The following is a 23,211-nucleotide window of genomic DNA, read 5'->3' as shown; positions in this document are numbered from 1 at the left end:
CCACCTCACCAGCCCCGACCCATGAAAGATCGAGGCTAGACGGCAAGAGGGGCTTCGGAGTCCACGCCCGGGTTCCAATCACTGAGGAGGTTCACGCATGACGCCCATCCGGGTTGCGGTGGTCGATGACCAACCGTTACTGGTGCAGGCATTCGCCGCGCTGATCGACAACGAAGAGGACCTGAGCGTCGTCGCCACCGCGGGTGACGGCCAGACCGCCGTCGAGCTCGCGGCGGAAACCTCCATCGATGTGATGCTGATGGATATTCGGATGCCGGTGCTCGACGGCGTCGAGGCGACCCGGCGGCTGACGGCCGCCGGCCCGCTGCCACGGGTCCTCGTCCTGACGACGTTCAACGTGGACGACCTGGTCATCGGGGCGGTCGCGGCGGGTGCCCGCGGCTTCCTCCTCAAGGACTCCGAGCCCAAGACGGTGCTGAAAGCGATCCGGTCGCTTCACCGGGGGCAGGCAGTGATCGATCCCCAGTCAGCCCCGCACTTGCTCGAGAAGATCACGCGCGAGGCCGGCACCACCCCGTCCCGCGTCCCCGCCGGGCTGACCGGGCGCGAAACGGAGGTGTGGCGGTTGGTGGCGCGGGGGCTGTCGAACTCCGAGATCGCAGCGGAGCTGTACATCGCGGAGACGACCGTCAAGACCCATGTCAGCAGTCTTCTCACCAAACTCGCAGCCCGCGACCGGATCGCCTTGGTCATCCTCGCCCACAGCCTCGGGCTGGTCAGCGGTCACGGCAGCATCGAACTCCCCGATCCTCGCTGAGCGCGGTCCTCCCTGAGAAGGAGACCCGCGGCCCAGGCCGGCGACGATCTCGCGCCCCAGCAGGAAGACAGCGCGGTCGGGACCTTGATGAGCTGGACGCATGACCACACCACACCTGCCGATGCTCGGCTGCCGCAGCCTCAGCAAGGCCTTCGGCCGCAACACTGTCCTGCACGACCTGAATCTCACCGTCGAACCTGGTCGCGTTTACGCCCTGCTCGGCCCCAACGGCGCGGGAAAATCCACAGCGCTGAAGATCATGCTGGGCCTGCTCCCCGCCGATTCCGGCACCACCTATCTCCTCAGTGAGCCGTTCCGTCGAGCGTCGCTCTCCGCGGTGGGAGCATCGATCGACGGGCCTGCCCTCTACGGGCACCTGTCCGCCCGCGAGAACCTCCGAGTCCATGCCAGGCTGGTCGGCAACGACGCTGAAACAATCTCCCGCACCCTGGAGAAGGTCGGCCTTCACGACACCGGCAGGAAGCGCGCACGCAGCTTCTCCACCGGGATGAAGGCCCGCCTCGCGCTGGGCATCGCCCTCCTGGGAGACCCCCGCGTGCTCGTGCTCGACGAACCGCAGAACGGGCTCGACCCCGACGGCATCCACGAGCTGCGCGAGCTGATCCGCCGGCTCGCCCACCGCGGGACCACGGTGCTCATCAGCAGCCACCAGCTCGGCGAAGTCACCCGCCTGGCCGACGACATCGGCATCCTGTCCCGCGGCCGACTGGTATACGAAGGACCCCTTGGCGACCTCGCGCCCGCCGGTGAGCTGGAACAGGAATACTTCCGCGCAACCCGGCAGGCCACGGCATGAGCGCCACGCACCTCACCTCGCAGTCCCTGATCGGATTCCGCCCCGCCCTGGCGGCCGAACTTCTTCGAACTCGGCGCAGCGCGGCCACCTGGGTTCCGGTCGCCGGTCTCGCCATCGGCGTCCTCCAGGCCGCAAGCTGGGTGGCCACAGCAACCGGAGGCGTCACTGACTGGGAGTCGCTGTTCTTCTGGCACGCCCTTTACCACACAGCGCTGCTCGTCCCGTTTGCGGTGATGACTGCAGCACTCAGCGTCGCCCGTGAGACCCGTGCCCGAGAGGGCGGCATGCTGTGGCGGCCGATCGCCCATCACACAGCGCTCCTGGCCCGGTTCACGGTCATCGCTGTGCTCCTGGGCCTGCTGGCGCTCGCCGTGACGGTCCCCGCCGTCCTCATCGGCCTGACAGCAGGGCTCACCGACCCGCCAATCGGCGAGGTGCTCACCCTGGCGCTGGCACAGTGGCTGCTCTCCCTGTTCCCCGCGGCGGTCGCGCTCGGACTAGCCGGCCTGGTCGGTTTCCTGCCCACACTCCTCGTCGGTATCGCCTGGCAGGCCGCAGGTACGCTCCTGGGCGAGACCGAAAGCTGGCTGCTGCAACCCTGGACCTGGTCAGTCCGCGCCAGCCTCCCTCTGCTCGGCATCCACCAGAACGGGGTGCGCCTCGCCCCCGACTCACCCATCCACGACTGGTCACCGTGGGAACCAATCCTCGCATCGGCCATCGCCACGGTGTTGGTGCTGCTGCTGTGGTCGGCACTGCCGGCCGTGCGCTTCGGGATTCGCAGGCCGCGAATCAGGCGCTCCCGCGAAGATCGCCGCGCGGAGTCGGACGGGAAACGGACCGCCCTGCCCGGAGCCGGTCGTTCCGGGAATCGTCTCGTCCGTCGAAACGTCGACCTTGCGCTCGTCTCCGCCCTGCGGCGCACGCCGATCCCGTGGGGCTTGGCACTGATCATCGTCAGCTTCGTGCTCATCACCCTCGTGTGGACCCAGTCCGGCATCCGCGAGTTCTACCTGCGCGGCTGGATCTCCTACGTCGTGGTCCCGTTCGGTGCGTGCATACTCGCGATCACCACCTGGAACGGTCACCGCGACGCCTGGCGAATCCTCGCCACCCGCACATCGACGAACCGCCTCGCCACCTCGGTCGTCCTCATTGCAGCGATCCAGCTGATCGCTGTGCTGATGGTGGGCACGATCTTCATTCAGGGACCGGAGGCCCCGGCGTTCGCGCTGCTGGCAGGAACCACAGGTGTGGCGGCGCTGACCGTTAATCTGAGCCTGACCGCCCGATACGGGCCTGGAGCAGCCCTGGTCCTCACACTCGCCGCATTCGCCTTCGGCTCCATCGCCGCCACTGAGCACATGACCGACACTCCGATCTGGCCGGCCGCCGTGTTCGTGTGGACCGACGCCTACGCGAACACCGACCGCCTCGGACTCGCCCTCGCGATCAGCTCGGCAGTTGCTACACTCGGGTTCCTCGCCTGGCTGCGAACTGCTCGCCGCGCGGCGGCTCAATGACTCGACTTATCGTGCCCCGGTGGTGAAGCGATGACCGGAGGCCGGGACACAAGGCATTGAGGAAGATCCAAGCGATCATGGTCGCCGCCTCGTTCAAGCCCCCGACGCAATGCGGTTCAGTCCTCCGACCATGATGCTGCGGGGGTCATCGCTGTCGGGGACCACGACGGACGCGCCATCTGATGTCCGGGAGACGTAGGAACGTGTTGTGCTTGGGGATTCTGACTGGTTTCAGACCGCCGCGAGTCCGTTTCTGAGGGCGAACAGGACGAGTTGCACGCGGTCTCGTGCACTGGTCTTGGCGAGCAGGTTGCCGATGTGGGTCTTGACGGTCGGCATGGACAGCCACAATTCATCGCAGATCTCTTGGTTCGTTCGCCCGTCGGCGATCAGGACGAGGATGTCGCGTTCCCGCGCCGTGAGCTCGGAGACGGCACGTTCGTCCATCGTCGACGGCGCTGACGGCCGTGTGGCTGGCCCGAGTCGGAAGGCAGCGAAGAGCCGGCGCGTGGGTCCGGGTGAGATCACCGCGTCGCCGCGGTGCACGCTGCGGATTGCTTCGGTCAAGTGGTCGGGTGGGGTGTTCTTGACGAGGAAGCCGGCGGCTCCGGCCTCCACGGCGGTGAGCACGTATTCGTCCCTGTCGAAGGTGGTCAGGATGATGATCTTGCTGCGGGTCCCGGCCGTGATGAGCTGTTGGGTTGCGGCGAGGCCGTCCAGGGTCGGCATTTGGATGTCCAGCAGCAGGATGTCGGGCTGCTCCTGGTGGTGGTGTCGGAGGGCGTCGGCACCGTCGATCGCCTGCCAGAGCACGGCCATGTCGGGCTGGGCGTCGAGGATCATGGCCAGCCCCGCGGTGAACAGGGGCTCGTCGTCGGCGAGTCCGATGGTGATCATGCGCGCGCCCACGGCAGCTTCGCACTGACCCGCCAGCCGCCGGTGGTGGGGTCGGGTCCGGCGTCGAGGAAACCGCCGTGGGCCCGGGCGCGTTCCTGCATGCCGACGATTCCGTGCCCTCCGGTGGATCGGCCCTGGGCGGGTGCTGCCCGACCTGCGGTGTTGAGGATCATCAGCTCGACCTCCCGGGCGTGAATCGTGATGGTGACTGTGACGGGTGCGCCTTCGGCGTGCTTGAGGGCGTTGGTCAGTCCCTCCTGGACGATCCGGTAGACGGTCAGCCCGAGATGCTCGGGCACCGTGTCGGGTTCCCCGTCGATGCGCAGCCGGATCGCGGTGTGCGTGTAGTGCAGGGAGTCGATGAGCTCGGGGATGTCACGGACCGTGGGCGCGGGCCGGGTAGGAGCATCTGCGTCCTCGGCGGCAAGGACGTCGATGAGGTCGCGCACGTCGTCGACGGCGCGTCGGCTCAGACTCCCGATGTCGGCCAGTGCCTGATCGGCGCGGTCGACGTCACTGCCCAGCACGTGGCGGACGCCCTCTGCTTGGACGGCGATGGCATTGAGCGAGTGGCCGATGATGTCGTGCATCTCACGGGCGATCCGGTTGCGCTCCTCGATGACGGCCAGACGTCGTTGGGTCTCCTGCTGGGCTTGGAGCATCGCGGCCCTCTCGACTGCGGCGTCGTAGCGCGAGCGTCGCTGCCGACGGACCACACCAGTCAGCACTGCCAGGGTCAGCACCGCCAGCGCAACGGCGGCGGCGACCAGTCGGTCCCGGATCCCGATGCCCGATGTCGCTATCGGTGCGGTCATGATCGCGATGACCGTGCCGGCGTAGACGGCGGCCAGGAAGATCCGGCGCCCCGGCGGGTCGAGCTGAGTCTGCGTCGTGTAGGCGACGATCGCGCAGATCGTCGCCACGCAGATGCCGAGCTCGATCCCGGCGACGAGATGCACCAGCAGCAGGACCCCGATCGCGGCCAGTGCAGCGCGCGGACGGGTGCGGCGAACGACCAGGGCCGCAGCGCTGCCGATCACGATGCCGGTGTAGAGCACCTGCAACGGCGTTTCCAGCGACAATCCAGGGCTGCTGATCGCGCCGATCGCGACAACCAGGACTGCGAGAACGGCATCGAGGAGCCACGGGTGGGCGCGAAGCACGGGCGGGAACCGTTCAGCGACGGTGGCGAGCGTGAAGGATTCCATTTCATTCCATGCTAAGTCGGGCGGTTTGTCGAGGGTTCATACCGCGGTATGAAGCGCGGTCTCGTGCCGCGGCACGATCTGCTGATCGCCCGAGCCGGGGATCGTGGAAGGTATGAATCACACGACAGAAGCCACGCCCGTATGAGCGCCGTCATCACTACCCGCGGCCTGACCAAGACCTTTAAGTCCCACACCGCGGTCGACTCGCTCGACCTGCACGTCCCGGAGGGGCACGTGTACGGGTTCCTCGGCCCGAACGGCTCGGGCAAGTCGACCACGATGAAGATGCTGCTGGGTCTCACCCAGCCGACCAGCGGCGACATCGAGATCCTCGGGCAGCCCCTCACGCGGGCCTCCCGAACTCAGCTGCTGCCGTCAATCGGGTCGATGATCGAGGCTCCGCCCGGCTACGGCCATCTCACCGGGCGGGAGAACATGCGCATCGTCCAGGACATGCTCGACTTGTCCACCACCCAGATCGACCAGGCACTGGGAACCGTGCGGCTCACCGAGCACCAGCACAAGCTCGTCCGCAACTATTCCCTGGGCATGAAGCAGCGCCTCGGCATCGCCATGGCGCTGGCACGGGATCCTGAGCTGCTCATCCTCGACGAGCCGACGAACGGGCTCGACCCTGCCGGGATCGAGGAGATCAGGACCCTGCTGGTCGATCTCGCCGGGCGCGGGATCTCGATCATGGTCTCCAGCCACCAGCTCGCCGAGATCGACAAGATGGCCAGCGTGCTGGGGATCCTCTCCAGCGGGAAGATGATTTTCCAAGGCACCCGCGACCAGCTCTTCGAGCACTCCGTGCCCGATCTCATCATCGAGACCCCGGACCCCGAGGCAGCCTTGGCGCAGGCCATCACGGCAGTCCCGCTTCCGGAGGGCATCCGGATCAGTGGGATCGACAAGGACCAGACCGCGAAGGTCGTCCACCGGCTGGCGGTTGCCGGGGTCCCGATCCACGAGGTGCGCCGAGTCCAGCAGAGCCTGGAGGACGTGTTCATGGATCTCACGGGACGTGGAGGTCTGCTGTGATCCGGGCGATTCGCCTCGAGTTCTGCAAGATGCGACGCCTGCGCTCGGGCCTGGTCCTCACGATCCTGGTCGTCGTTGTCGCCGCCCTGTCGAGCGCATCCCTGTTCTCCGGTGGAACCCGCGACAGCTTCGACGACCCATTGGCGATGCCGTGGGCTGCTCTCCTGCTGACCTACACGATGATGGCGGCGATGACCTCGCCGATCCTTGCCGCCGTGCTCGCGAGTCGCCAGACCGAGATCGAGCACTCCGGGGTCGGCTGGACGCTGGCCTCGACCGCCGGATACTCCCCCGGGACGCTGTGCCGAGCGAAGCTCGCCGCCCTGAGCATGATCCTGCTGCCGGCAGTGATCGTTCAAACGCTGCTCGTCATCGGTGCCGGAACGATCGCCGGTATCCAAGTGCCCCTCGACCCTGGCCCCTGGATCGGGTACACCGCCCTGCTGTTCCTCACGGACGTCGCGTTCCTCGCCCTGCACATCTGGCTCGCCTCGATCGAGGAGAACCAGCTGATCAGCGTCGGCGTCGGCATGCTCGGCGGGTTCCTCGCCGTGTTCGCCCTGCTCGTGCCCGCGACGGTCTCCCGATTCATCCCGTGGGGCTACTACGCGCTGATCTCCCATGCCGGTCAGAACAGCGCCGGCGTCACCTACATCACCCCGCCGTACGCCTGGATCGCTGGCTTCCTCGTCCTCGTCGGCGTTGTATTCACCCTGGTCACCGGCCGCCTGGACCGGATCGAAAGGTAACTCTCGTGCTCCGCGCTGAACTGATCAAGCTCAAGCGATCGGCCACCTGGCTCATCGCGCTCATCCTGCCCCTGCTCGCCGTCGCCACTGGCAGCATCAACCTCGCCAACAACCGCGACGCGCTGGACGCCGGATGGGCGTCCTTCACCTCTCAGGTCACCCTGTTCTACGGGCTGCTGTTCTTCTCCATCGGCATCGGGCTGCTCGCGGCGACCGTCTGGCGGATGGAACACCGCGGCACCAACTGGAACCTGCTGCTGACCACTACCCGACAGCCGATCAGACTCGTCCTCGCCAAGATCACCGCCATCACGATCCCGGTGGCGTTCATGCAGCTCGTCCTCGTCACCGGCACACTGCTCTCCGGCACCTTGGTACTGCACTTGGACGGGGCGATCCCGTGGCAGTTCGTCCTCGTGGGGATCATCTCCATTGTCACCGCCTTGCCACTCATCGCCATCCAGTCGCTGCTCTCGATGCTGCTCAAGTCCTTCGCCGCACCCGTCGCGATCTGCCTGCTCGGCTGCGTCCTCGGCGTCGCCACCGTCACCTCGCACACCCTCCGGCCGCTCAGCTACGTGCTGCCCCAGGCGATCAACACGCGGGCACTGAACCTCGGCTCCACGGCCCTTGCCGGCTCCGGCGGACTCACCGCAGGCGACGCGCTGCCGATCCTCGGCACAGCCCTCGGACTGACCTCGCTGATCGTGCTGCTCACCCTCGGAGCCGTTCGTGCGATCAAGCTCCGATGAGGAAGGACTCAGGCACCCACATGTCGAAAAGATGACTACGAGACGGAAGCCCTTTGCGATTGCCTAAGATATAGGGGATTCCTCATCGAGTCGGTAAATCAGGCTACAGGCGAACATGATTCCTTGGACTGCATTGCGACGGTTGAACTGACGAGGGCTCACCTTGTGCGCTGTGGCATGGCGGTTGAAGGCCATGGGCACTCTGTCGCCATTGGTCGGAAAGTACTGCTGGTACGTCTGCCACAAGGGCGCGAAGGCGATGAACTGTCGAACGCTGAACTCGTCGTACGCGTCCGTTGTGCGCGTGCGCTTATTGGGCGTGTACTTGTATCGATCGATTCCGAAGTAGGCGTTGAGGATGGTGTCGATCAGTGAGCCAGCCAGCGCCTGCGCAGCCTCGGTGTGCCCTGCTTCCAATGCGTCGAGCGCAGCCAACACGAAGCGAATGTAGGGGGCAACGCGATCAGAACCGCAGTCCTCGACTGCCCTCCGACAGTCGGTTGAGATGCTCTTCCAGCGTCGACCAAGGATGTCACGTCGTTTCCTCGCTCCATCGGCTCGAATCAACAATTCCGATGTAGACGGGCGCGGCAGACCGTAGAGGGGAATTCCGTCAACCATCACGACCTGCTCGACCTCCACGAACCTCAGGCCGTCAATGTCGCGTAGGTTCGGCGGGTAGAAGGCGGCGGGTATCACGTCGACGGCCGGAACGATGTTCTGCAGCCAGGAGGTCTGCTGCGCGACGAACCTGTTGGCAGCTCTGGTGGCAGACTCCGCGATGCCGAAGTCGGTGTTCCTGTTCAGCTGGGATGCAATCCGGTTCAGCGTGGACTGAGTCAGGCGATGGCTCTTGAAGATGTCGCTGCTGATCATCGCGACCTGCGTTTGGGAGAACGGTTGGGCGTTGAGCAGAGGTTTGATTACTTGTGCCAGTTGTGCCTGCTGCGCTTCGGCGATTCGAGACACGGAAGCGATGTTCTTGAGAGTGGACTCGGGCAGCGTGTACCTCGGTGGCTGGACAGACGAAAGCGATCGTTGGATGGATTCCAGCGTCTTGTGCAGTCCGGCCTCCAGATCGGGTGTGAGCCCGGGGCTTTTTCCTGGATCGCCAGCTGAACCACTGTTGCCCGCGGAGTCCTTGGTGTTCTCGTCGTCGCTCACAGCAGTAGGCTAGCGAGCAAACAAGTCGACTCGGGGGGTCAACAACAGGGCCGCCACTCTCACCTAACAGGTTCTCACTGGGACGAACCCGAACCTGGAGCGCCACGAATCTGAACTCGTCGTCCCGGCCCTCAGGACTAGGAACTGATCCGGTCGCGCTGTTCATCCGCGATCACGCGCGCGAGGTCACCCGGAAGCAGCGCCGGATCGAGCGGGGCCGGGACACCGGCGGTCGATCAGGTGACGGCGCTGTGCGTGCTGATGGACGTGATTGCCCCTGGCGAGGCATGACCTGTTGGTCCCTCTCGCTCCCTGGTCAGATCCGGTGCTCGGGCGTGCACCACCCAGCGCAAGACGATTCAAAATCTCATTGCGGCGCTCGGCGTCTCGATCCTCGCGGTGCTCGTGCTCGTGTGGATTGTACCGCGAGACGATCGCGAGATTTTGCCGGATGTCGACTTCCAGCAGGTTGCCGACCATGCCCAACCGGGTTATGAACAGACGCTCACCAATCCAGACGTGCCAAGTAGCTGGCAAGCGAACCAGGCCGAAATTCGCACCGGCCAGGACGGCGTCGTCGAGTGGTACGTCGGGTTTCTCGTCCTCGGCGACGACCGGGCGCAAGAGTTTGTCGGGATGAGCCAGGGATTGGGTGCGAACGACACCTGGACGTACGAGAAGGTTGATCGTAGTTCGCCGACCGGCTCGATCATGATCGACGGGGTCGAGTGGGACGAATACGACTACCGCGACCTCGATCCTGACGACGCGGGCAACACGCTCTACTCGCTTGTCCACGTTGACGACGACGCGACCCACGTGCTCTACGGCTCGCACTCCGCAGAGTCGGTGCAAGAGCTCGCCGCGCGCATCTTCTAGCGGAGCCAGCCGAGCCCGGGCCCGTTTCAGCCGCGCTGAGTGCTTGCGGGCGACTCAACTACGACTTCAAACAGGTCACCAGGCTGACAGTCGAGTGCGACGCACAGGCGCGTGAGCGTGTCGAAGCGCACCGCCTTCGCCCGATTGTTCTTGAGAATGGATAGGTTGACCGGGCTCATATCAACTCGGCGCGCCAGCTCGGCAAGGGAAAGGTTTCGTGCGTCGAGCAGCCGGTCCAGGTGGCAAATGACGCGCGCCACTAGACGATCCCCTCCTGCGACTCCGCGAGCAACTTCCCGTTGCGGTGCATGACGAGCACCAACAGCAGCAGCGCCACGCACACATAGAACCACCAGAACTCGATGCCGTCGATGGCGGGCCTAGCGACGTCGACCCAGCCAAGGGTCGCGAGCACACCGTTTGTGCCCATGTAGAGCAACGCTGGCGGCACGACGAGCGAGAGGAAGAACGTCACCGCGAGGGTGGCGAGGTGACGCACGAATCGCTTCGAGTAGAGACCGCCACGGATTACGGTCAGCGTCAGCAGCACGATCGAAACCATGACGGCCACCCAGAGAACGGGCTCGAGCACCGCCGCACCCACTAGGAGCAGGGCGACAAATGGCGACTGCTCTGCGAGCGGCACAACGAGTGAGAGGTGCTCCCCTATTGCGACCGCACCGGACGCCTCGGGCAGTTCTGCACCCTCGAGGCCCGCAATTGAGACGACTGCGTTGCCCGCCGTGAGGTGCTCAGCAACCGTCGCGATGATTGGCCCAATGACGAGGACGAGCCCGGCCGCCGCGATCAAGATCACGGTCCAAAGGTCATCGCGCAAGGACTTCGGCTGGTGGATGTGTGTCTCGGACACGCTGCCTCTTCCATATCGAATCTCGTTAATATCGAATCTCGATATGTATCGTATGTCGATATGGATGCGGGGGTCAACAGCAAGCGAAAAGGGCCTGTGCCGAGCGCACAGACCCTTTCGCTGTTTCGACGAACTCTCTCGGCGAACTAGAGGTTCGGCGAGGTCATCTTGAGCACGTCAAGCTTCTCGTCGAGTTCCTCCTCGGTGATCTCCCCGCGCTCAACGAAGCCGAGGTCGATCGCCGCCTGGCGAACGGTGACCTTTTCGGCGACCGCCTGCTTCGCAATCTTCGATGCGGCTTCGTAGCCGATGACGCGGTTGAGTGGTGTCACGATCGACGGCGACGACTCGGCAAGCTCGCGAGCGCGCTCCTCGTTCACGGTGAGCCCCTCGACCGTCTTGTCGGCAAGGACGCGCGACGCGTTGCCAAGCAACCGGATCGATTCGAGCAGCGTGGTCGCCATCATCGGGATCTGCACGTTGAGCTCGAACGAGCCGGATGCGCCACCCCACGCGATCGCGGTGTCGTTACCAATGACGCGCGAGCACACCATGAGCACGGCCTCAGGAACCACGGGGTTGACCTTGCCAGGCATGATCGACGAGCCGGGCTGGACGTCGGGAATGTGGAGCTCGCCGAGACCGGTGTTCGGGCCCGAGCCCATCCAGCGCAGGTCGTTGTTGATCTTCGTCAGCGACACGGCGATGGTGCGAAGCGCGCCCGATGCCTCAACGAGTCCGTCACGCGCGCTCTGGGCCTCGAAGTGGTCCTTGGCCTCGGTCACGGGCAGGCCGGTGTTCTTCGCGAGCTCGTCAATAACCTGCTCCGAGAAGCCCTGTGGCGTGTTGATGCCGGTTCCGGTCGCGGTACCACCGAGGGGAACCTCAGCAACGCGCTCGATCGTCGAGTTCACTCGCTCGATGCCGAGACGCATCTGGCGCGCATAGCCGGCGAATTCCTGGCCGAGGGTGACCGGAGTCGCATCCATGAGGTGCGTGCGGCCCGCCTTGACGACGTCCTTCCATGACTCTGCCTTCTTCTCGAATGCCTCGGTGAGGTGCTCGAGCGCCGGCACGAGGTCTTCGAGAAGCGCGCCGGTCACGGCGACGTGTGCCGAAGTCGGGAACACGTCGTTCGAAGACTGCGAAGCGTTGACGTGGTCGTTCGGGTGCACGGTGTCACCGAGCGATTCGGTGGCGAGACGCGCGAGCACCTCGTTCATGTTCATGTTCGAGGAGGTACCCGACCCGGTCTGGTACACGTCGATCGGGAACTGGTCGAGGTGCTGACCGTTCACGATCTGTTCGGCCGCTGCAGCAATGGCGTTCGCGCGACCCTCATCGATGATGCCAAGCTTGGCGTTGACGAGCGCCGCCGCGCGCTTCACCTGGGCAAGCGCAATGATCTGACGGTCTTCCAACCGGTCGCCGGAGATCGGGAAGTTCTCAACGGCACGCTGCGTTGGCGCAGCATACAGCGCGTCTTTCGGGACGCGAACTTCGCCCATAGTGTCGTGTTCGATGCTGTGGGCCTACGTCATCGCGAGCGGTGTTGCTCGCGATCTGAGCTGGGGCAGCCGCAGCGACGCCGAGACGCGCACACTGCCGCCATGTCCGCAGATGCTCATTTGCTTGGTCGTCATGGTGCTGCCCTACTCCCCCACTTACTCGACGTCGATGGCCTGGTGGCGCTGGGAGGACAGCACGCGCAGGTCTTGGTCGATGCGCATAAGGTCCTGGCGAGCGCGATCGGCTGCGGCGTCCGCCTTCGCCCGCAGTGCCTCGGCGACGAGCCGCTCGGCGGAGAGCGCCGCGAATTCGCGGTCGATCGCCTCGTCGGGCGCGGCGGCGATCATCACGGCGAGGGAAATCCCCAGCTCTTCGGCCGCCGTGGCGGCTTCGTCGAGTCGGGGCGTGAGCGTCCGGTCCTCGATCCGCGAGACCAGACCAGGATCACTCGGGCCGCCGAGCCGCGCTGTGATGCGACTCGAGAGCTCACGGGCGTCGATGCCCGCACGCTCGCGCTCGAAGCGGAGCCGTTTCGCGAACAGGTCGGAGGGCAGTGCGTCCATCGTTGTCTCCTTCAATCAGTATTCGGGCGGGGCCCACTGGCCAGTCGCGGTGAGTTCGGCGTCGGTGTCTCCGGTGATGATGATCGAGGCACCGTCGCTGCCACCTTGACTGCCCGGGATGACCGCAACCTCGGCCGTGGCGAACTCGTGGATGTCACCTTCCATGGCGTCGGGTCTCTCCGGCTGGACGGAGTACGGGAATTTCAATGACGCAAAGTCATCGTCGGCGGCGTCACTGCATTCGTCGACGACGGTGATGTGCGAAAGATCGTTCGTCACGTACGTCACGTCCTTTTCGACCTCGTCGTCGCTCGGCACCTCGGCGACGGCCTCGATGTCCGCGCGCGTGCCGGCATTGAGCAGTACAACCGCCGCGTTCTCTTCTGCCGAGTCGCGCGGAGATACAGCGCCGGCCGCAACCACCTCCATTCCCCCGTCGGTGTAGACGATCTCGACCTCGAGGCGGCAGATGCCGGTGCTGAACGCCGTGGCGGTGAGCACGAGCTCATCGATCGCGACGGCGCTGTCCTCCGGAATCGCTGCAGCCAATTCGCCAGAGAGCTGCACCACGACCTCTCCCTCGCTCGAAACGAAGGGCTGCTGGTCATCGGAGTCATCTACCCGAGCCTGGTCGAACTGGCAGACGTTCTGGTCCGCCGCTTGCTCTACTCTGTCGCCGGACCCATTCGCGCCGGATGCAGTCTCACCCTCTCCACAGCCGGACAGCAGGAGCGCGAGGCCAGCCAGTGCGGCGACTGCCCTTGCGCTCTTGGGCGGAGAAGTTGTCGTGGTGCGATCAGTCGACTTCATGGGCGGCTCCGTTCCGCTGGTTCTGTTGCTCGAGTCCACGGGCCGATAGCGCAGGAACAGCACTTCGTGGCCACGAGTCGGTTGTCAAACAACAGCCTACCGGAACTTATAAGTACCTGTACTGACAAGTACTTATCAGTTCCAGTGGAGAGGTGACGGATAAAGGACTCAGAGTTGCGCTCGGCGCTCAGTTGCGTGCGGTGAGGCGGTCTCGCGGACTCACTCAGGAGCAGCTTGCGGAGCAGCTAGGCGTGAGTCCGCGATACTTGGCAGGGATCGAACGCGCGGAACGGAACCTGTCACTGGATTCCGTCGACACCCTGGCCGATCAGCTCGGTGTGGTCCCTTCATTGACGCTGGACGCCAAAGGCGACTCGGAGCGCCCTTCCGACGCGTGAGACACAAGACGTCCCTCGTGAGCGCATCCGGGTGTTCACTTCAACCAGGACCGACTGGCGCGAGCTTCGAGAGCTCATTCACTTCTTACCCTGAGCCGCAGAGGTTATTCCGTGACGGAACTCGACCACATCCCCATCGACCATGACGTAGTCCTTGCCCTCCATCCGGACACGGCCGGCTGCTCGCGCCTCGGCCATGGAGCCGTGCTTGTCGAGGTCCTCGAACGACACGATCTCGGCCTTGATGAAGCCCTTCTGGAAGTCGGTATGGATGACGCCTGCCGCCTCGGGCGCGGTGGCGCCCTTGGGGATCGTCCAGGCGCGGGCCTCCTTCGGCCCGGCCGTCAGGTACGTCTGCAGGCCGAGCGTGTCAAATCCGACTCGGGCGAGCTTGTCGAGGCCGGCCTCGTCCTGGCCGGTCGACTCCAGCATCTCGCGGGCTTCGTCGTCGTCGAGTTCGGCGAGCTCGGACTCGAACTTGGCGTCGAGGAAGATCGCCTCGGCCGGCGCGACCAGCGCCCGCATCCCCTCCTTCTTCGCCTCGTCGGCGAGCACATCGTCGTCGACGTTGAAGACATAGAGGAACGGCTTGGTCGTCATCAGTTGCAGATCCTCGAGCGGAGCGGTATCGAAGCCGTCGGCCTGCATCGCCTGGAACAGCGTTCGGCCCTCCTCGAGGATTCCCTGCGCGGCCTGCATCGCCGCGAGCACCTCGGGCTCCGTCTTCTTCTGCTTGACTTCCTTCTCGATGCGCGGGGTCGCCTTCTCGATGGTCTGCAGGTCGGCGAGGATGAGCTCGGTGTTGATCGTGTCGATGTCCTCGGCCGGATCGATCTTGCCGTCGACGTGGACGACATCGGCGTCCGAGAACCCGCGGATCACCTGGCAGATCGCCTCGGCCTCGCGGATGTTCGCCAGGAACTGGTTGCCCAGTCCCTCCCCCTCCGAGGCGCCCCGGACAATGCCGGCGATGTCGACGAAGCTCACGGTCGCGGGCAGGATGCGGGCCGAACCGAAGATCTCCGCGAGCCGATCCAGGCGGGGATCCGGCAGCTCCACGACCCCGATATTGGGTTCGATGGTGGCGAACGGGTAGTTCGCGGCGAGCACCTGATTCTTCGTCAGGGCATTGAACAGGGTTGACTTGCCGACGTTGGGCAGTCCGACGATTCCGATAGTAAGAGCCACCCCAACATGCTACCTGTCGGTCCGAGGCCGGTTGCCCGGGCATGTTTCGGCACCGCCCTCGTGATCGATGGTGACCAGATGGATGCCGGTCCGGATTGCTCCCGCGCTCCGCCCATGTCCGTGCCGGGTGCGAGCATGAGTTCATGGATCTCCTCACCGTCAGCCTCGTCGTCATCGTCCTCGTCATCGGCGCCGTGCTGGGCTATCTGCTCGGCTTCCAGCGGGGGCGCTCCGCGCAGTCGGTGGAGCTGGCCGAAGCACGCACCGCTCAGCGCCTGCTGAGCGAGCGCGCCGCCGCTCTCGAGGCAGACGCGCGCCTGGCAACGGAGGTCACCGCCGCAGTCGGCCCGCTGTCGGCAGGCGTCAAGGCGCTGCAGCAGTCCGTCGGCGACCAGGACCGCGCCCGGCTCGCCCAGCTCACCCGCCTCGACGAGCAGATCACTCAGCTGGCACGTCGCAGCGCCGAGCTCCAGCAGTCCACCCAGAGCCTGTTCGGCGCGCTGAGCTCCACTGCTCAGCGCGGCGACTGGGGAGAGGTGCAGCTGCGACGCATCGTCGAATACGCCGGCATGCTGGAGCACGTCGACTTCGACACCCAGCTCACAGCCCGCACCACGCGTGCCACAGTCCGGCCCGACATGGTCATCCACCTGCCCGGCGGGGGCACCATCGTGATCGACGCCAAGGCGCCGCTGTCCTCCCGGCTGACGGAGCACGGAACCGAAGCGGACCACGCCACCGCCCTGCTGCGGCACGTGAACTCCCTGGCCGGAAAGGAATACTGGAGCGCATTCGACGTGTCTCCCCAGTTCGTCGTGTGCTTCGTTCCCACCGACGGGCTGCTGTCCGCCGCCTGCGCGGCAGAGCCGGACCTCGTCGAGCGGGCACTGAGTAGGAATGTCGTGCTGTCCTCGCCCTCGACCCTGCTCGTGCTGCTCAAGACGGTCGCGCTGAACTGGCGGCAGTACGAGCTGAGCTCATCGGCTCAGGAGATCATCCGGCTCGGCAAGCAGCTGTACGAACGCGTCGGAAATCTATCCGGCGGCCTGCAGAAGGTCGGTGCAAGCCTGGAGAGGGCGGTTGCCGAGTACAACACCTTCGTCGGCTCCTTCGAGAACCGGTTCCTCGTAACGGCGCGGAAGCTCTCGACCACCGGCGTCGCGGACCGCGAGCTCGAAATGCTCGACGCGGTGTCCGCCACTCCCCGTGTGGTCACGGCCGAGGAGCTGACCGTGCAGCGGCAGACGTGATGCGGTCACGGCATCAGTGGCTCGGCAGTGGACCACGCCGTCAATGGTCCTGCAGCGTCCGAGCGCGCAGAGCCTCCACACCCGGACCCGCGCAGGCCTCCCACCGAGGCGGCCTGCCGGCGCACAGCATCAGGAGCTCCTCCATCGGCGCCTGCACCAGGGGGCCGGCCCCGCGGGCCCAGTCGGCGTCGGTCGCGACCATCCTGACCATGCCGACGGTCCTCCGGCTGCCGAGCAGGAAGCCGAGGCGCCGCGCCCGGTCGGCGGCCGCCATCGCAGCGGCGACCGGCGGACGGTGGACCCGTCCCAACGGCCGCAGGATGTCCTGCGTGTGGACCAGGATGTCGACCAGCGGCTCCGCAGGCGTCAGCCCGAAAGGTGCACGGCGGACCCCTGACCACCGAGCGAAGTCGGCGAGGATGCTCTCGGTCGACGCTCTCCCCCGCCGCTGACCGTCGCGCAGAATCATCCCGTTGTAGCCGTAGCGAGCGAGCGAGGGAAAAGTGCGCAGCATCGCGGGTGCGGACAGCTGCGGGGAGGCGATCACATGCGCGGCGACGTCTCGAACGGTCCACCCCGCGCAACGCGAAGGCGTGTCCCATTCCGCCGGACTCAGATCAGCGAGAACCCCTGCCAGCTGGTGGCGCTCCTGCACGATCCATTCCCAGGTCTGCGAGCGATCCATGACTCCCCCTTGGGCGGCAGTGACGCGAGTAGTCAAATCCTTTGACTACAATGATCAAGAGTCTTTACTATCGTGTCAAGGGGTTTCTCACCCCACGCCCCAGCAGCAGGGCCTTCCGGACGAACGGAGAGACCGTGTCGGATCAGCCGAACACCCCGACTCTGATGTTCGTCGCGCACAGGCACGCGGAGTCACGGATCCTGGCGCACCTGGCGAAGCACGGGTTCGACGATCTCACACCTGCGCAGGCTCGGGTGGCGGCCCGGCTCAACCCTGCGGGAATGCGGCTGACGACGCTGGCCGAATCCGCCGGGCTGTCCAAGCAGACCGCCGCGCACCTCGTGAGCCAGCTCGAGCGCTCCGGCTACATCGTCCGGGTGCCGGACGAAGCCGACGCCCGCGCGAAGCTGATCCGCGTCGCGGCCCGCGGGCAGGCGGCGCAGCGGTGCGCCCGGGAGATGGAGGCAGAGATCGAGAGCGAATGGCGTGATTACCTGGGTCCGCGCCGCTACACCGGCCTGAGGGAAGCGTTGGCGGAGCTGCGGGCCATCACCGATCCGTACATGTGAGGTCGAGCTGACTGCGAAGCCCGGATGAGGAAGTTCTCATCCGGGCTTCGGAGTATCACGTGCCGTGAGCGATCACACGAGGTCGTGCGTGCGGTCGGCCCCGTTCTTCTTGTTCGACGTCTCCTGACCGGCGGCCTTGAGATCCTTGCGCAGCTCGCGCGGGAGTGAGAAGACCAGATCCTCTTCGGCGGTGCGCACCTCTTCGACGGAGTCGAAGCCGTAGTCGGCGAGCAGTCGCAGCAGGTCCTGGACGAGCGTGTCCGGCACGCTGGCGCCGCTCGTGACGCCGACGGTGGCGACCCCGTCGAACCAGTTCTCGTCGACCTCGCGGGCGAAGTCCACGCGGTACGCGGCCTTCGCACCTTGCTCGAGGGCGACCTCGACCAGGCGCACCGAGTTCGAGGAGTTGGCAGATCCGACGACGAGGACGAGATCGGCGCCCGGAGCGATCTTCTTGACCGCGACCTGACGGTTCTGCGTGGCGTAGCAGATGTCGTCGCTGGGCGGGCTCTGCAGGTGCGGGAACCGCTCACGCAGGATGTTGACGGTCTCCATCGTCTCGTCGACGCTCAGCGTGGTCTGGGAGAGCCACACGAGCTTCTCCGGCTGGGGGACCTCGACGGTGCGGGCCTCGTCGGGGTTCTGCACGAGGGTGATGTGCTCAGGCGCCTCCCCCATCGTGCCCTCGACCTCTTCGTGACCGGCGTGGCCGACGAGCAGGATGTGGTAGCCGTCGCGGGCGAACCGCACCGCCTCGCGGTGGACCTTGGTGACCAGCGGGCAGGTGGCGTCGATGGTGGACAGGCTGCGTGCGGCTGCCTCCCGGTGGACCTCTGGTGAGACGCCGTGGGCGGAGAACACCACCCGCTCGCCCTCCGGGACGTCGGAGGTGTCGTCGACGAAGACGGCACCGCGCTCCGACAGCGTGTCGACGACGTGCCGGTTGTGGACGATCTCCTTGCGCACGTAGACCGGCGCACCGTAGTGCTCCAGCGCGCGCTCGACGGCGATCACCGCACGGTCGACGCCGGCGCAGTAGCCGCGTGGGGCCGCCAGGAGAACCTTCTTCTCAGCACCTTCGGGCGACCTGATCTCGGAGGGAGCCTTCCGCTTGCGCGGCATGGCAGGAACGGGAACAGTCACTGTAGAAGTCACCCCACCAGTCTAGGGGCGCAACCTGAACGGCTCCACAGCGCCCCGGGACGCTTCGGGATGCCAACGGATGCCCGGGCGCGTCCGGCTGCCCGCCGGCCCCGGGCATCACTGCTGCCGCCGTGTCCGCGCAGGGCACTAGACTTCCGGGCAGACACACACGAGCAGAGGTAGGTGGAGTGCAGTGGCCCAGAGGATCTCGGGCACGCCGGGCACGGTGGGGGCTGTCCCCACCCGGGTGCTCCCGGCGACGGCGGCAGAGACCACGCCGGACAACCCGTGGCCGCTGAGCCTGCTCAGCCGCAACATCAAGGCGTACATCGACCGGATGTCCGCGGTCTGGATCGAAGGCCAGGTCATCGAGTTCAACCGCCGGGGCAAGGCCAGCTATCTGACTCTGCGGGACGTCGACGAGGAGATGTCCCTGCCCGTGCAGGTGTGGAACAACGTCCTCGATCGGGTCGACACGCCCTTGAGCGAAGGCGCACGCGTGGTGGTCAACGTCAAGGCGGACTTCTGGGTCAAAGCCGGCCGGCTGACGATGCGGGCCAATGACATCCGCGCCGTGGGCCTCGGCGAGCTGCTCGCACGACTGGAGAAGCTCAAGCGGATGCTGGCGGCCGAAGGTCTGTTCGATCCCGAGCTCAAGAAGCCCCTGCCCTTCCTGCCCCAGCGGGTCGGACTCATCACCGGGCGGAATTCGGATGCGGAGAAGGACGTCGTGCGCAACGCGCGTCTGCGCTGGCCGGCCGTCGAATTCGAGATCCGCAGCGTCGCCGTCCAGGGTCCGGACGCGGTCCCGCAGGTCAGGGCAGCACTGCTGGATCTCGATGCCCATCCCGAGGTCGACGTCATCGTCATCGCCCGCGGCGGCGGCAGCCTCGAAGACCTGCTGCCCTTCTCGAACGAATCCCTCGTCAGGGCCGTCAGCGCGGCGCTCACCCCGGTGGTCTCGGCGATCGGGCATGAGGCGGACCGGCCCATCCTCGACGAGGTCGCCGACCTTCGCGCCTCCACTCCCACGGACGCAGCAAAGCGGATCGTCCCGGACTTTCAGGAGGAGAAGTTCAACCTGCTGCAGGCACGGGCCGCGCTCGACGGAGCGCTCGAACGCCTGCTCCGCCGGGAATCCGAAGCTCTGAGGGCGGTACGGTCACGGCCGGTCATGGCCCAGCCGGAGACGATGATCACCAGCCGGGAACAGGAGATCGAGGCCCTGCGTGCACGGTCGTGGCAGTCCGGAAAGGCGGCGCTGGTCCACGCCTCGGCCGCGGTCGAGCATCTGCGTGCGCAGGTCCGCGCCCTGTCGCCGCGCAATACACTCGCCCGCGGCTATGCAGTCGTGCAGACAGTCGACGGCACCGCAGTGCGATCGTCCCACACGGTGGAAGCCGGACAGGCTGTCTCCGTGCGGGTCGCCGAAGGCGGCTTCGACGCCGCGGTGACGTCCATCCACCCCGACTCACAGCACCCAGGAGTGGCCGCCCCGAATTCTGGGGCAGACTCCCACTCCGGCCCCGCGGACCCCGCCTCCTCTGCCGCAGCATCCGGGCCACCGAGCACACACAGATCACAGCCGACGACAGGAGAACCCCAGTGAGCGACATTGCAGAGCCGGACATCTCGTCCCTGAGCTACGAACAGGCACGGGCCGAGCTCGTGACCACCGTCAACCGTCTGGAAGCGGGGAATCTGCCGCTCGAGGAGTCGCTGCGGCTCTGGGAGCGCGGAGAGGCGCTGGCAGACCGCTGCCAGAACTGGCTCGACGGTGCCCGTGACAAGCTCGAGAAGGCGAAGGCCGCGCGCGAGGACGCCGCGCCGGAATGACGCTTGGGACGTCTCAGGAGCATCAGCGCTGAGGTGTGTCAGCCCTGAGGATCATCCACCGAGCAGACCGCCCCCGTCAGCCCTTCGCGTCCTCGACAATCTGCGACGCGAACTGGTCGAAGGTCTCCCAGGGCGCTGTGCCCTTGAGCACGAGGGTGGTCTCGCCGACCTCGCCGACGAGAGCCTGCCTAGCGCCGCTGTCCTCGTAGGTCGCGAACGACTCGCCCGCGATATCCCGGGCCCCGGTCTGCAGCATGTCCTCGTCGAGCATCGACTTCACCCAGTTCTCATCGCCCTGGGACTGTCTGAGGGACACCCACCCGCGCTCCGGACCCACCCAGGACACGTACCAGGTCTCCGACTCGGGCGAACCCATGGGACGGAACGAGGCTTCGTTGCTCACCCAGCCCTCGGGAAGCTCGGGAACCGCGAGCCGGAACTCCGCATCCTGCTGAGCACTCTGCGCCACGCCGACATAGTCGATCTCGCGGGTGAGCTCGGTCTCCGGGCGCGGGACGAAGGCCAGCGCGGCGAGCACGACGATCAGGCATGCGCCCAGGGCGATCGCCATGTTCACCCAGTTGGCTCCCGTGCGAAGCTGCCGCATCTCGTCTCGCGACCCGGGCTGCACCCGGGGTTCCTGCTGCGTATTCACCCCGCCATTGTCCCGCGTTCGCTTCGCGGACGCCAAACCCGCCGATGGCGAGCTGAGCAACGATGGCACAATGAAGCCATGACAGAGACGAGCCCGCCACCCAGCGCCCAGCCCGAGAAGGCCCACCACAGCGGAGGTCGCGCAGAGACCCCGCCCGTGGCCGTGACCGATCAGTGGTCCCAGAGTCGAAAGACCTCATCCGGGCCGGACCGTAACCTCGCCCTGGAGCTCGTGCGGGTCACCGAAGCCGCCGCGATCGCCGCAGCTCCCTGGGTCGGACGCGGCGACAAGCTCGCCGCCGACGGCGCCGCCGTCGCCGCGATGCGCAACGTCATCTCGACCGTGCGGATGGACGGCACCGTCGTCATCGGCGAGGGCGAGAAGGACGAAGCACCGATGCTCTACAACGGGGAGTCCGTCGGTGACGGCGCCGGCCCCAAATGCGATGTCGCGGTCGATCCGATCGACGGCACGAGCCTGACTGCCAAGGGCATGCCGAACGCGATCTCCGTGATGGCCGTCAGCGAGGGCGGCTCGATGTACGACCCCTCCGCGGTCTTCTATATGGAGAAGCTCGTCACCGGCCCCGAGGCCGCCGACTCCGTCGACCTCCGCCTGCCCGTGGCGGAGAACATCCGCAGGGTCGCCAAGGCCAAGGGCAAGGGCAAGGACATGTCCTCGGTCACCGTGGTGATCCTCGATCGTCCCCGTCACGCCGAGCTCATCGACGAGGTGCGACAGGCCGGAGCCCGCATCCGTCTGATCAGCGACGGCGATGTCGCCGGCGCGATCTCCGCCTGCCGCCCGGAGACGGGCATCGACATGCTCATGGGAATCGGCGGCACCCCGGAGGGAATCATCACCGCCTGCGCGATCAAGGCCCTCGGCGGCGTGATCCAGGGCCGCCTGTGGCCGCAGTCGGACGAGGAGCGCGAGAATGCCCGCAAGGGCGGCCTGCAGCTCGACACCGTGCTCAACACCGACGACCTCGTCACCGGTGACAACACGTTCTTCGTGGCCACCGGCGTGACCGAGGGCGACCTCATCGAGGGAGTGCGTTACGAGGGGCAGCGGGTGCTCACGCATTCGCTGGTCATGCGGTCGAAGTCCGGCACCGTGCGCAACGTCTACGCCGAGCACCAGCTGGAGAAGACCCACTCCTACGTCGAAGCAGCAGAGGAGGCAGCACGCCGTGGCCTCCTCTGATTCCAGCCAGAACTCCTACTCCACGCCCGCATCCGCGCTCGTCCGCCTGTTCGAGGGCAATCGGCGCTTCGTTGCCGACACCCCGCAGCACCCGAACCAGGACTCCTCCCGCCGTCGGGCGCTGGCGAGTTCGCAGGCCCCTTTCGCCACCCTGTTCGGCTGCTCCGACTCGCGCGTCGCGGCCGAGATGATCTTCGATGTGGGCCTCGGTGAGATGTTCGTCGTCCGCACCGCCGGACAGGTCACCGACTCGGTGACGATCGGCACCCTCGAATACGGCGTGGAGGTGCTCGGCACACCGCTGCTCGTCGTCCTCGGCCACGACAGCTGCGGAGCGATCACCGCGGCCGTCGAGTCGTTCGGCTCCGGAGACGTGCCCGAAGGCTTCATCGCCGACGTCGTGTCCGGGATCTACCCGTCGGTCGTCCGGGCCCGAGGCGCCGGCCGCGGCGACGTCAACGGCACCGTCGCGCAGAACACCATCGACACCGTCCACCGGCTGCCCCAGCGCTCGGCGATCCTCAGCCGGGCGCTCGAGGAGCGCAGGCTGGTCATCCTGGGCCTGACCTATCATCTGTCCGATGGCCAGGTGAATGTCGTCGCCGAACTCGGCGAGTACGAGGGCGGACGGCCCGAGGCACCCGCGCCGATCGTCGGCTGACAGTCCCTGCGGTCGCACGCGACCGCTCATCCGCACTCGCGGTCGTCTACGGCCGCGCC

The 23,211-nt window shown here is 66.3% G+C and carries 26 protein-coding genes; 14 read left to right on the top strand and 12 right to left on the bottom strand.

What is annotated here, in order from left to right; genetic code table 11:
* Window positions 1-97 precede the first annotated feature (97 nt).
* The 3 genes from LXN01_RS13740 (at window position 98) to LXN01_RS13730 (ending at window position 3,118) form a co-directional block, all read left to right on the top strand.
* The gene (locus LXN01_RS13740; RefSeq protein WP_236865975.1) at window positions 98-778 is read left to right on the top strand and encodes a response regulator; all 681 of its coding nucleotides are present in this window, start codon (window positions 98-100) and stop codon (window positions 776-778) included.
* Window positions 779-878: 100 nt separating this feature from the next.
* Complete coding sequence (locus LXN01_RS13735) at window positions 879-1,595, top strand: ATP-binding cassette domain-containing protein (RefSeq protein WP_236865974.1); 717 nt, start codon at window positions 879-881, stop codon at window positions 1,593-1,595.
* Window positions 1,592-3,118: a lantibiotic immunity ABC transporter MutE/EpiE family permease subunit gene (locus tag LXN01_RS13730; protein ID WP_236865973.1), complete on the top strand. Its 1,527-nt coding sequence runs from the start codon at window positions 1,592-1,594 to the stop codon at window positions 3,116-3,118. The genes LXN01_RS13735 and LXN01_RS13730 overlap by 4 nt, the downstream gene beginning before the upstream one ends.
* Window positions 3,119-3,349: 231 nt before the next feature.
* Here the strand turns inward: LXN01_RS13730 and LXN01_RS13725 are convergent, their stop codons facing one another.
* Together LXN01_RS13725 and LXN01_RS13720 are read right to left on the bottom strand one after the other, a co-directional pair.
* Window positions 3,350-4,015 (bottom strand): response regulator, encoded by a 666-nt coding sequence (locus LXN01_RS13725; RefSeq protein ID WP_236865972.1) that lies wholly within the window; start codon window positions 4,013-4,015, stop codon window positions 3,350-3,352.
* Window positions 4,012-5,223, bottom strand: coding sequence for a sensor histidine kinase (locus LXN01_RS13720; protein WP_236865971.1), 1,212 nt, complete (start codon window positions 5,221-5,223; stop codon window positions 4,012-4,014). Before LXN01_RS13720 ends, LXN01_RS13725 begins: the two co-directional genes overlap by 4 nt.
* A 141-nt stretch (window positions 5,224-5,364) precedes the next feature.
* Here LXN01_RS13720 and LXN01_RS13715 point away from each other — a divergent pair, with 141 nt between their 5' ends.
* From LXN01_RS13715 to LXN01_RS13705, 3 genes are read left to right on the top strand one after another with little or no spacing between them, the layout of a single operon-like run.
* Window positions 5,365-6,264 (top strand): ABC transporter ATP-binding protein, encoded by a 900-nt coding sequence (locus LXN01_RS13715; RefSeq protein WP_236865970.1) that lies wholly within the window; start codon window positions 5,365-5,367, stop codon window positions 6,262-6,264.
* A complete protein-coding gene (locus tag LXN01_RS13710; RefSeq protein ID WP_336885277.1) occupies window positions 6,261-7,013 on the top strand; it encodes an ABC transporter permease in 753 nt (250 codons plus the stop codon). Before LXN01_RS13715 ends, LXN01_RS13710 begins: the two co-directional genes overlap by 4 nt.
* Window positions 7,014-7,018: 5 nt before the next feature.
* Complete coding sequence (locus LXN01_RS13705; protein ID WP_236865968.1) at window positions 7,019-7,765, top strand: ABC transporter permease; 747 nt, start codon at window positions 7,019-7,021, stop codon at window positions 7,763-7,765.
* 63 nt (window positions 7,766-7,828) lie between these two features.
* Here LXN01_RS13705 and LXN01_RS13700 read toward each other — a convergent pair whose 3' ends face one another.
* On the bottom strand, window positions 7,829-8,929 hold the full coding sequence (locus tag LXN01_RS13700; protein ID WP_236865967.1) for a hypothetical protein: 1,101 nt from the start codon (window positions 8,927-8,929) through the stop codon (window positions 7,829-7,831).
* A 312-nt stretch (window positions 8,930-9,241) separates the two neighbouring features.
* Here LXN01_RS13700 and LXN01_RS13695 point away from each other — a divergent pair, with 312 nt between their 5' ends.
* Window positions 9,242-9,808 (top strand): DUF4245 family protein, encoded by a 567-nt coding sequence (locus LXN01_RS13695; RefSeq protein WP_272902500.1) that lies wholly within the window; start codon window positions 9,242-9,244, stop codon window positions 9,806-9,808.
* A 26-nt stretch (window positions 9,809-9,834) separates the two neighbouring features.
* Here the strand turns inward: LXN01_RS13695 and LXN01_RS13690 are convergent, their stop codons facing one another.
* The 5 genes from LXN01_RS13690 to LXN01_RS13670 all read right to left on the bottom strand — a co-directional run bounded on the left by LXN01_RS13690 (window position 9,835) and on the right by LXN01_RS13670 (window position 13,321).
* Window positions 9,835-10,068 carry a helix-turn-helix domain-containing protein gene (locus tag LXN01_RS13690; RefSeq protein WP_236865965.1) on the bottom strand — a complete coding sequence of 78 codons (234 nt, stop codon included), beginning with the start codon at window positions 10,066-10,068 and terminating at the stop codon, window positions 9,835-9,837.
* Window positions 10,068-10,679, bottom strand: a complete 612-nt coding sequence (locus LXN01_RS13685; RefSeq protein WP_236865964.1) for a hypothetical protein — start codon at window positions 10,677-10,679, stop codon at window positions 10,068-10,070. The genes LXN01_RS13690 and LXN01_RS13685 overlap by 1 nt, the downstream gene beginning before the upstream one ends.
* A gap of 146 nt (window positions 10,680-10,825) precedes the next feature.
* Window positions 10,826-12,202 carry a class II fumarate hydratase gene (locus LXN01_RS13680; RefSeq protein WP_336885278.1) on the bottom strand — a complete coding sequence of 459 codons (1,377 nt, stop codon included), beginning with the start codon at window positions 12,200-12,202 and terminating at the stop codon, window positions 10,826-10,828.
* Between the two features lie 141 nt (window positions 12,203-12,343).
* Window positions 12,344-12,751 (bottom strand): helix-turn-helix domain-containing protein, encoded by a 408-nt coding sequence (locus LXN01_RS13675; protein WP_236865962.1) that lies wholly within the window; start codon window positions 12,749-12,751, stop codon window positions 12,344-12,346.
* A gap of 15 nt (window positions 12,752-12,766) precedes the next feature.
* The gene (locus LXN01_RS13670) at window positions 12,767-13,321 is read right to left on the bottom strand and encodes a hypothetical protein (protein ID WP_236865961.1); all 555 of its coding nucleotides are present in this window, start codon (window positions 13,319-13,321) and stop codon (window positions 12,767-12,769) included.
* A gap of 392 nt (window positions 13,322-13,713) precedes the next feature.
* On the opposite strand from LXN01_RS13670, the gene LXN01_RS13665 reads away from it, so the two are divergent.
* Complete coding sequence (locus LXN01_RS13665; RefSeq protein WP_336885276.1) at window positions 13,714-13,959, top strand: helix-turn-helix domain-containing protein; 246 nt, start codon at window positions 13,714-13,716, stop codon at window positions 13,957-13,959.
* A 78-nt stretch (window positions 13,960-14,037) separates the two neighbouring features.
* Here LXN01_RS13665 and ychF read toward each other — a convergent pair whose 3' ends face one another.
* A complete protein-coding gene (gene ychF / locus LXN01_RS13660) occupies window positions 14,038-15,147 on the bottom strand; it encodes a redox-regulated ATPase YchF (RefSeq protein ID WP_236865960.1) in 1,110 nt (369 codons plus the stop codon).
* A gap of 143 nt (window positions 15,148-15,290) precedes the next feature.
* Between ychF and LXN01_RS13655 the strand changes: the two genes are divergently transcribed.
* Window positions 15,291-16,397, top strand: a complete 1,107-nt coding sequence (locus LXN01_RS13655; RefSeq protein ID WP_236865959.1) for a DNA recombination protein RmuC — start codon at window positions 15,291-15,293, stop codon at window positions 16,395-16,397.
* A 40-nt stretch (window positions 16,398-16,437) separates the two neighbouring features.
* Here the strand turns inward: LXN01_RS13655 and LXN01_RS13650 are convergent, their stop codons facing one another.
* On the bottom strand, window positions 16,438-17,082 hold the full coding sequence (locus LXN01_RS13650; RefSeq protein ID WP_236865958.1) for a maleylpyruvate isomerase family mycothiol-dependent enzyme: 645 nt from the start codon (window positions 17,080-17,082) through the stop codon (window positions 16,438-16,440).
* Between the two features lie 134 nt (window positions 17,083-17,216).
* Here LXN01_RS13650 and LXN01_RS13645 point away from each other — a divergent pair, with 134 nt between their 5' ends.
* Window positions 17,217-17,651: a MarR family winged helix-turn-helix transcriptional regulator gene (locus LXN01_RS13645; RefSeq protein WP_236865957.1), complete on the top strand. Its 435-nt coding sequence runs from the start codon at window positions 17,217-17,219 to the stop codon at window positions 17,649-17,651.
* Between the two features lie 72 nt (window positions 17,652-17,723).
* On the opposite strand, the gene LXN01_RS13640 is transcribed toward LXN01_RS13645, so the two are convergent.
* A complete protein-coding gene (locus tag LXN01_RS13640; protein WP_236865956.1) occupies window positions 17,724-18,806 on the bottom strand; it encodes a 4-hydroxy-3-methylbut-2-enyl diphosphate reductase in 1,083 nt (360 codons plus the stop codon).
* Between the two features lie 181 nt (window positions 18,807-18,987).
* Between LXN01_RS13640 and xseA the strand changes: the two genes are divergently transcribed.
* Window positions 18,988-20,403, top strand: coding sequence for an exodeoxyribonuclease VII large subunit (gene xseA / locus LXN01_RS13635; protein ID WP_236865955.1), 1,416 nt, complete (start codon window positions 18,988-18,990; stop codon window positions 20,401-20,403).
* Window positions 20,400-20,630 carry an exodeoxyribonuclease VII small subunit gene (locus LXN01_RS13630; protein ID WP_236865954.1) on the top strand — a complete coding sequence of 77 codons (231 nt, stop codon included), beginning with the start codon at window positions 20,400-20,402 and terminating at the stop codon, window positions 20,628-20,630. The genes xseA and LXN01_RS13630 overlap by 4 nt, the downstream gene beginning before the upstream one ends.
* Window positions 20,631-20,706: 76 nt before the next feature.
* On the opposite strand, the gene LXN01_RS13625 is transcribed toward LXN01_RS13630, so the two are convergent.
* Window positions 20,707-21,285 carry a DUF4245 domain-containing protein gene (locus LXN01_RS13625; protein WP_236865953.1) on the bottom strand — a complete coding sequence of 193 codons (579 nt, stop codon included), beginning with the start codon at window positions 21,283-21,285 and terminating at the stop codon, window positions 20,707-20,709.
* Window positions 21,286-21,363: 78 nt separating this feature from the next.
* On the opposite strand from LXN01_RS13625, the gene glpX reads away from it, so the two are divergent.
* Window positions 21,364-22,491: a class II fructose-bisphosphatase gene (gene glpX, locus LXN01_RS13620; RefSeq protein WP_236865952.1), complete on the top strand. Its 1,128-nt coding sequence runs from the start codon at window positions 21,364-21,366 to the stop codon at window positions 22,489-22,491.
* Window positions 22,478-23,152, top strand: a complete 675-nt coding sequence (locus LXN01_RS13615) for a carbonic anhydrase (RefSeq protein WP_236865951.1) — start codon at window positions 22,478-22,480, stop codon at window positions 23,150-23,152. The genes glpX and LXN01_RS13615 overlap by 14 nt, the downstream gene beginning before the upstream one ends.
* Window positions 23,153-23,211 lie beyond the last annotated feature (59 nt).

The sequence above is a fragment of the Brevibacterium daeguense genome, assembly GCF_021729135.1.
GTDB classification, from domain to species: Bacteria; Actinomycetota; Actinomycetes; order Actinomycetales; family Brevibacteriaceae; genus Brevibacterium; species Brevibacterium daeguense.
Note: the sequence above shows the minus strand (reverse complement) of the source record. Positions and strands in the feature narration are given on the sequence as shown.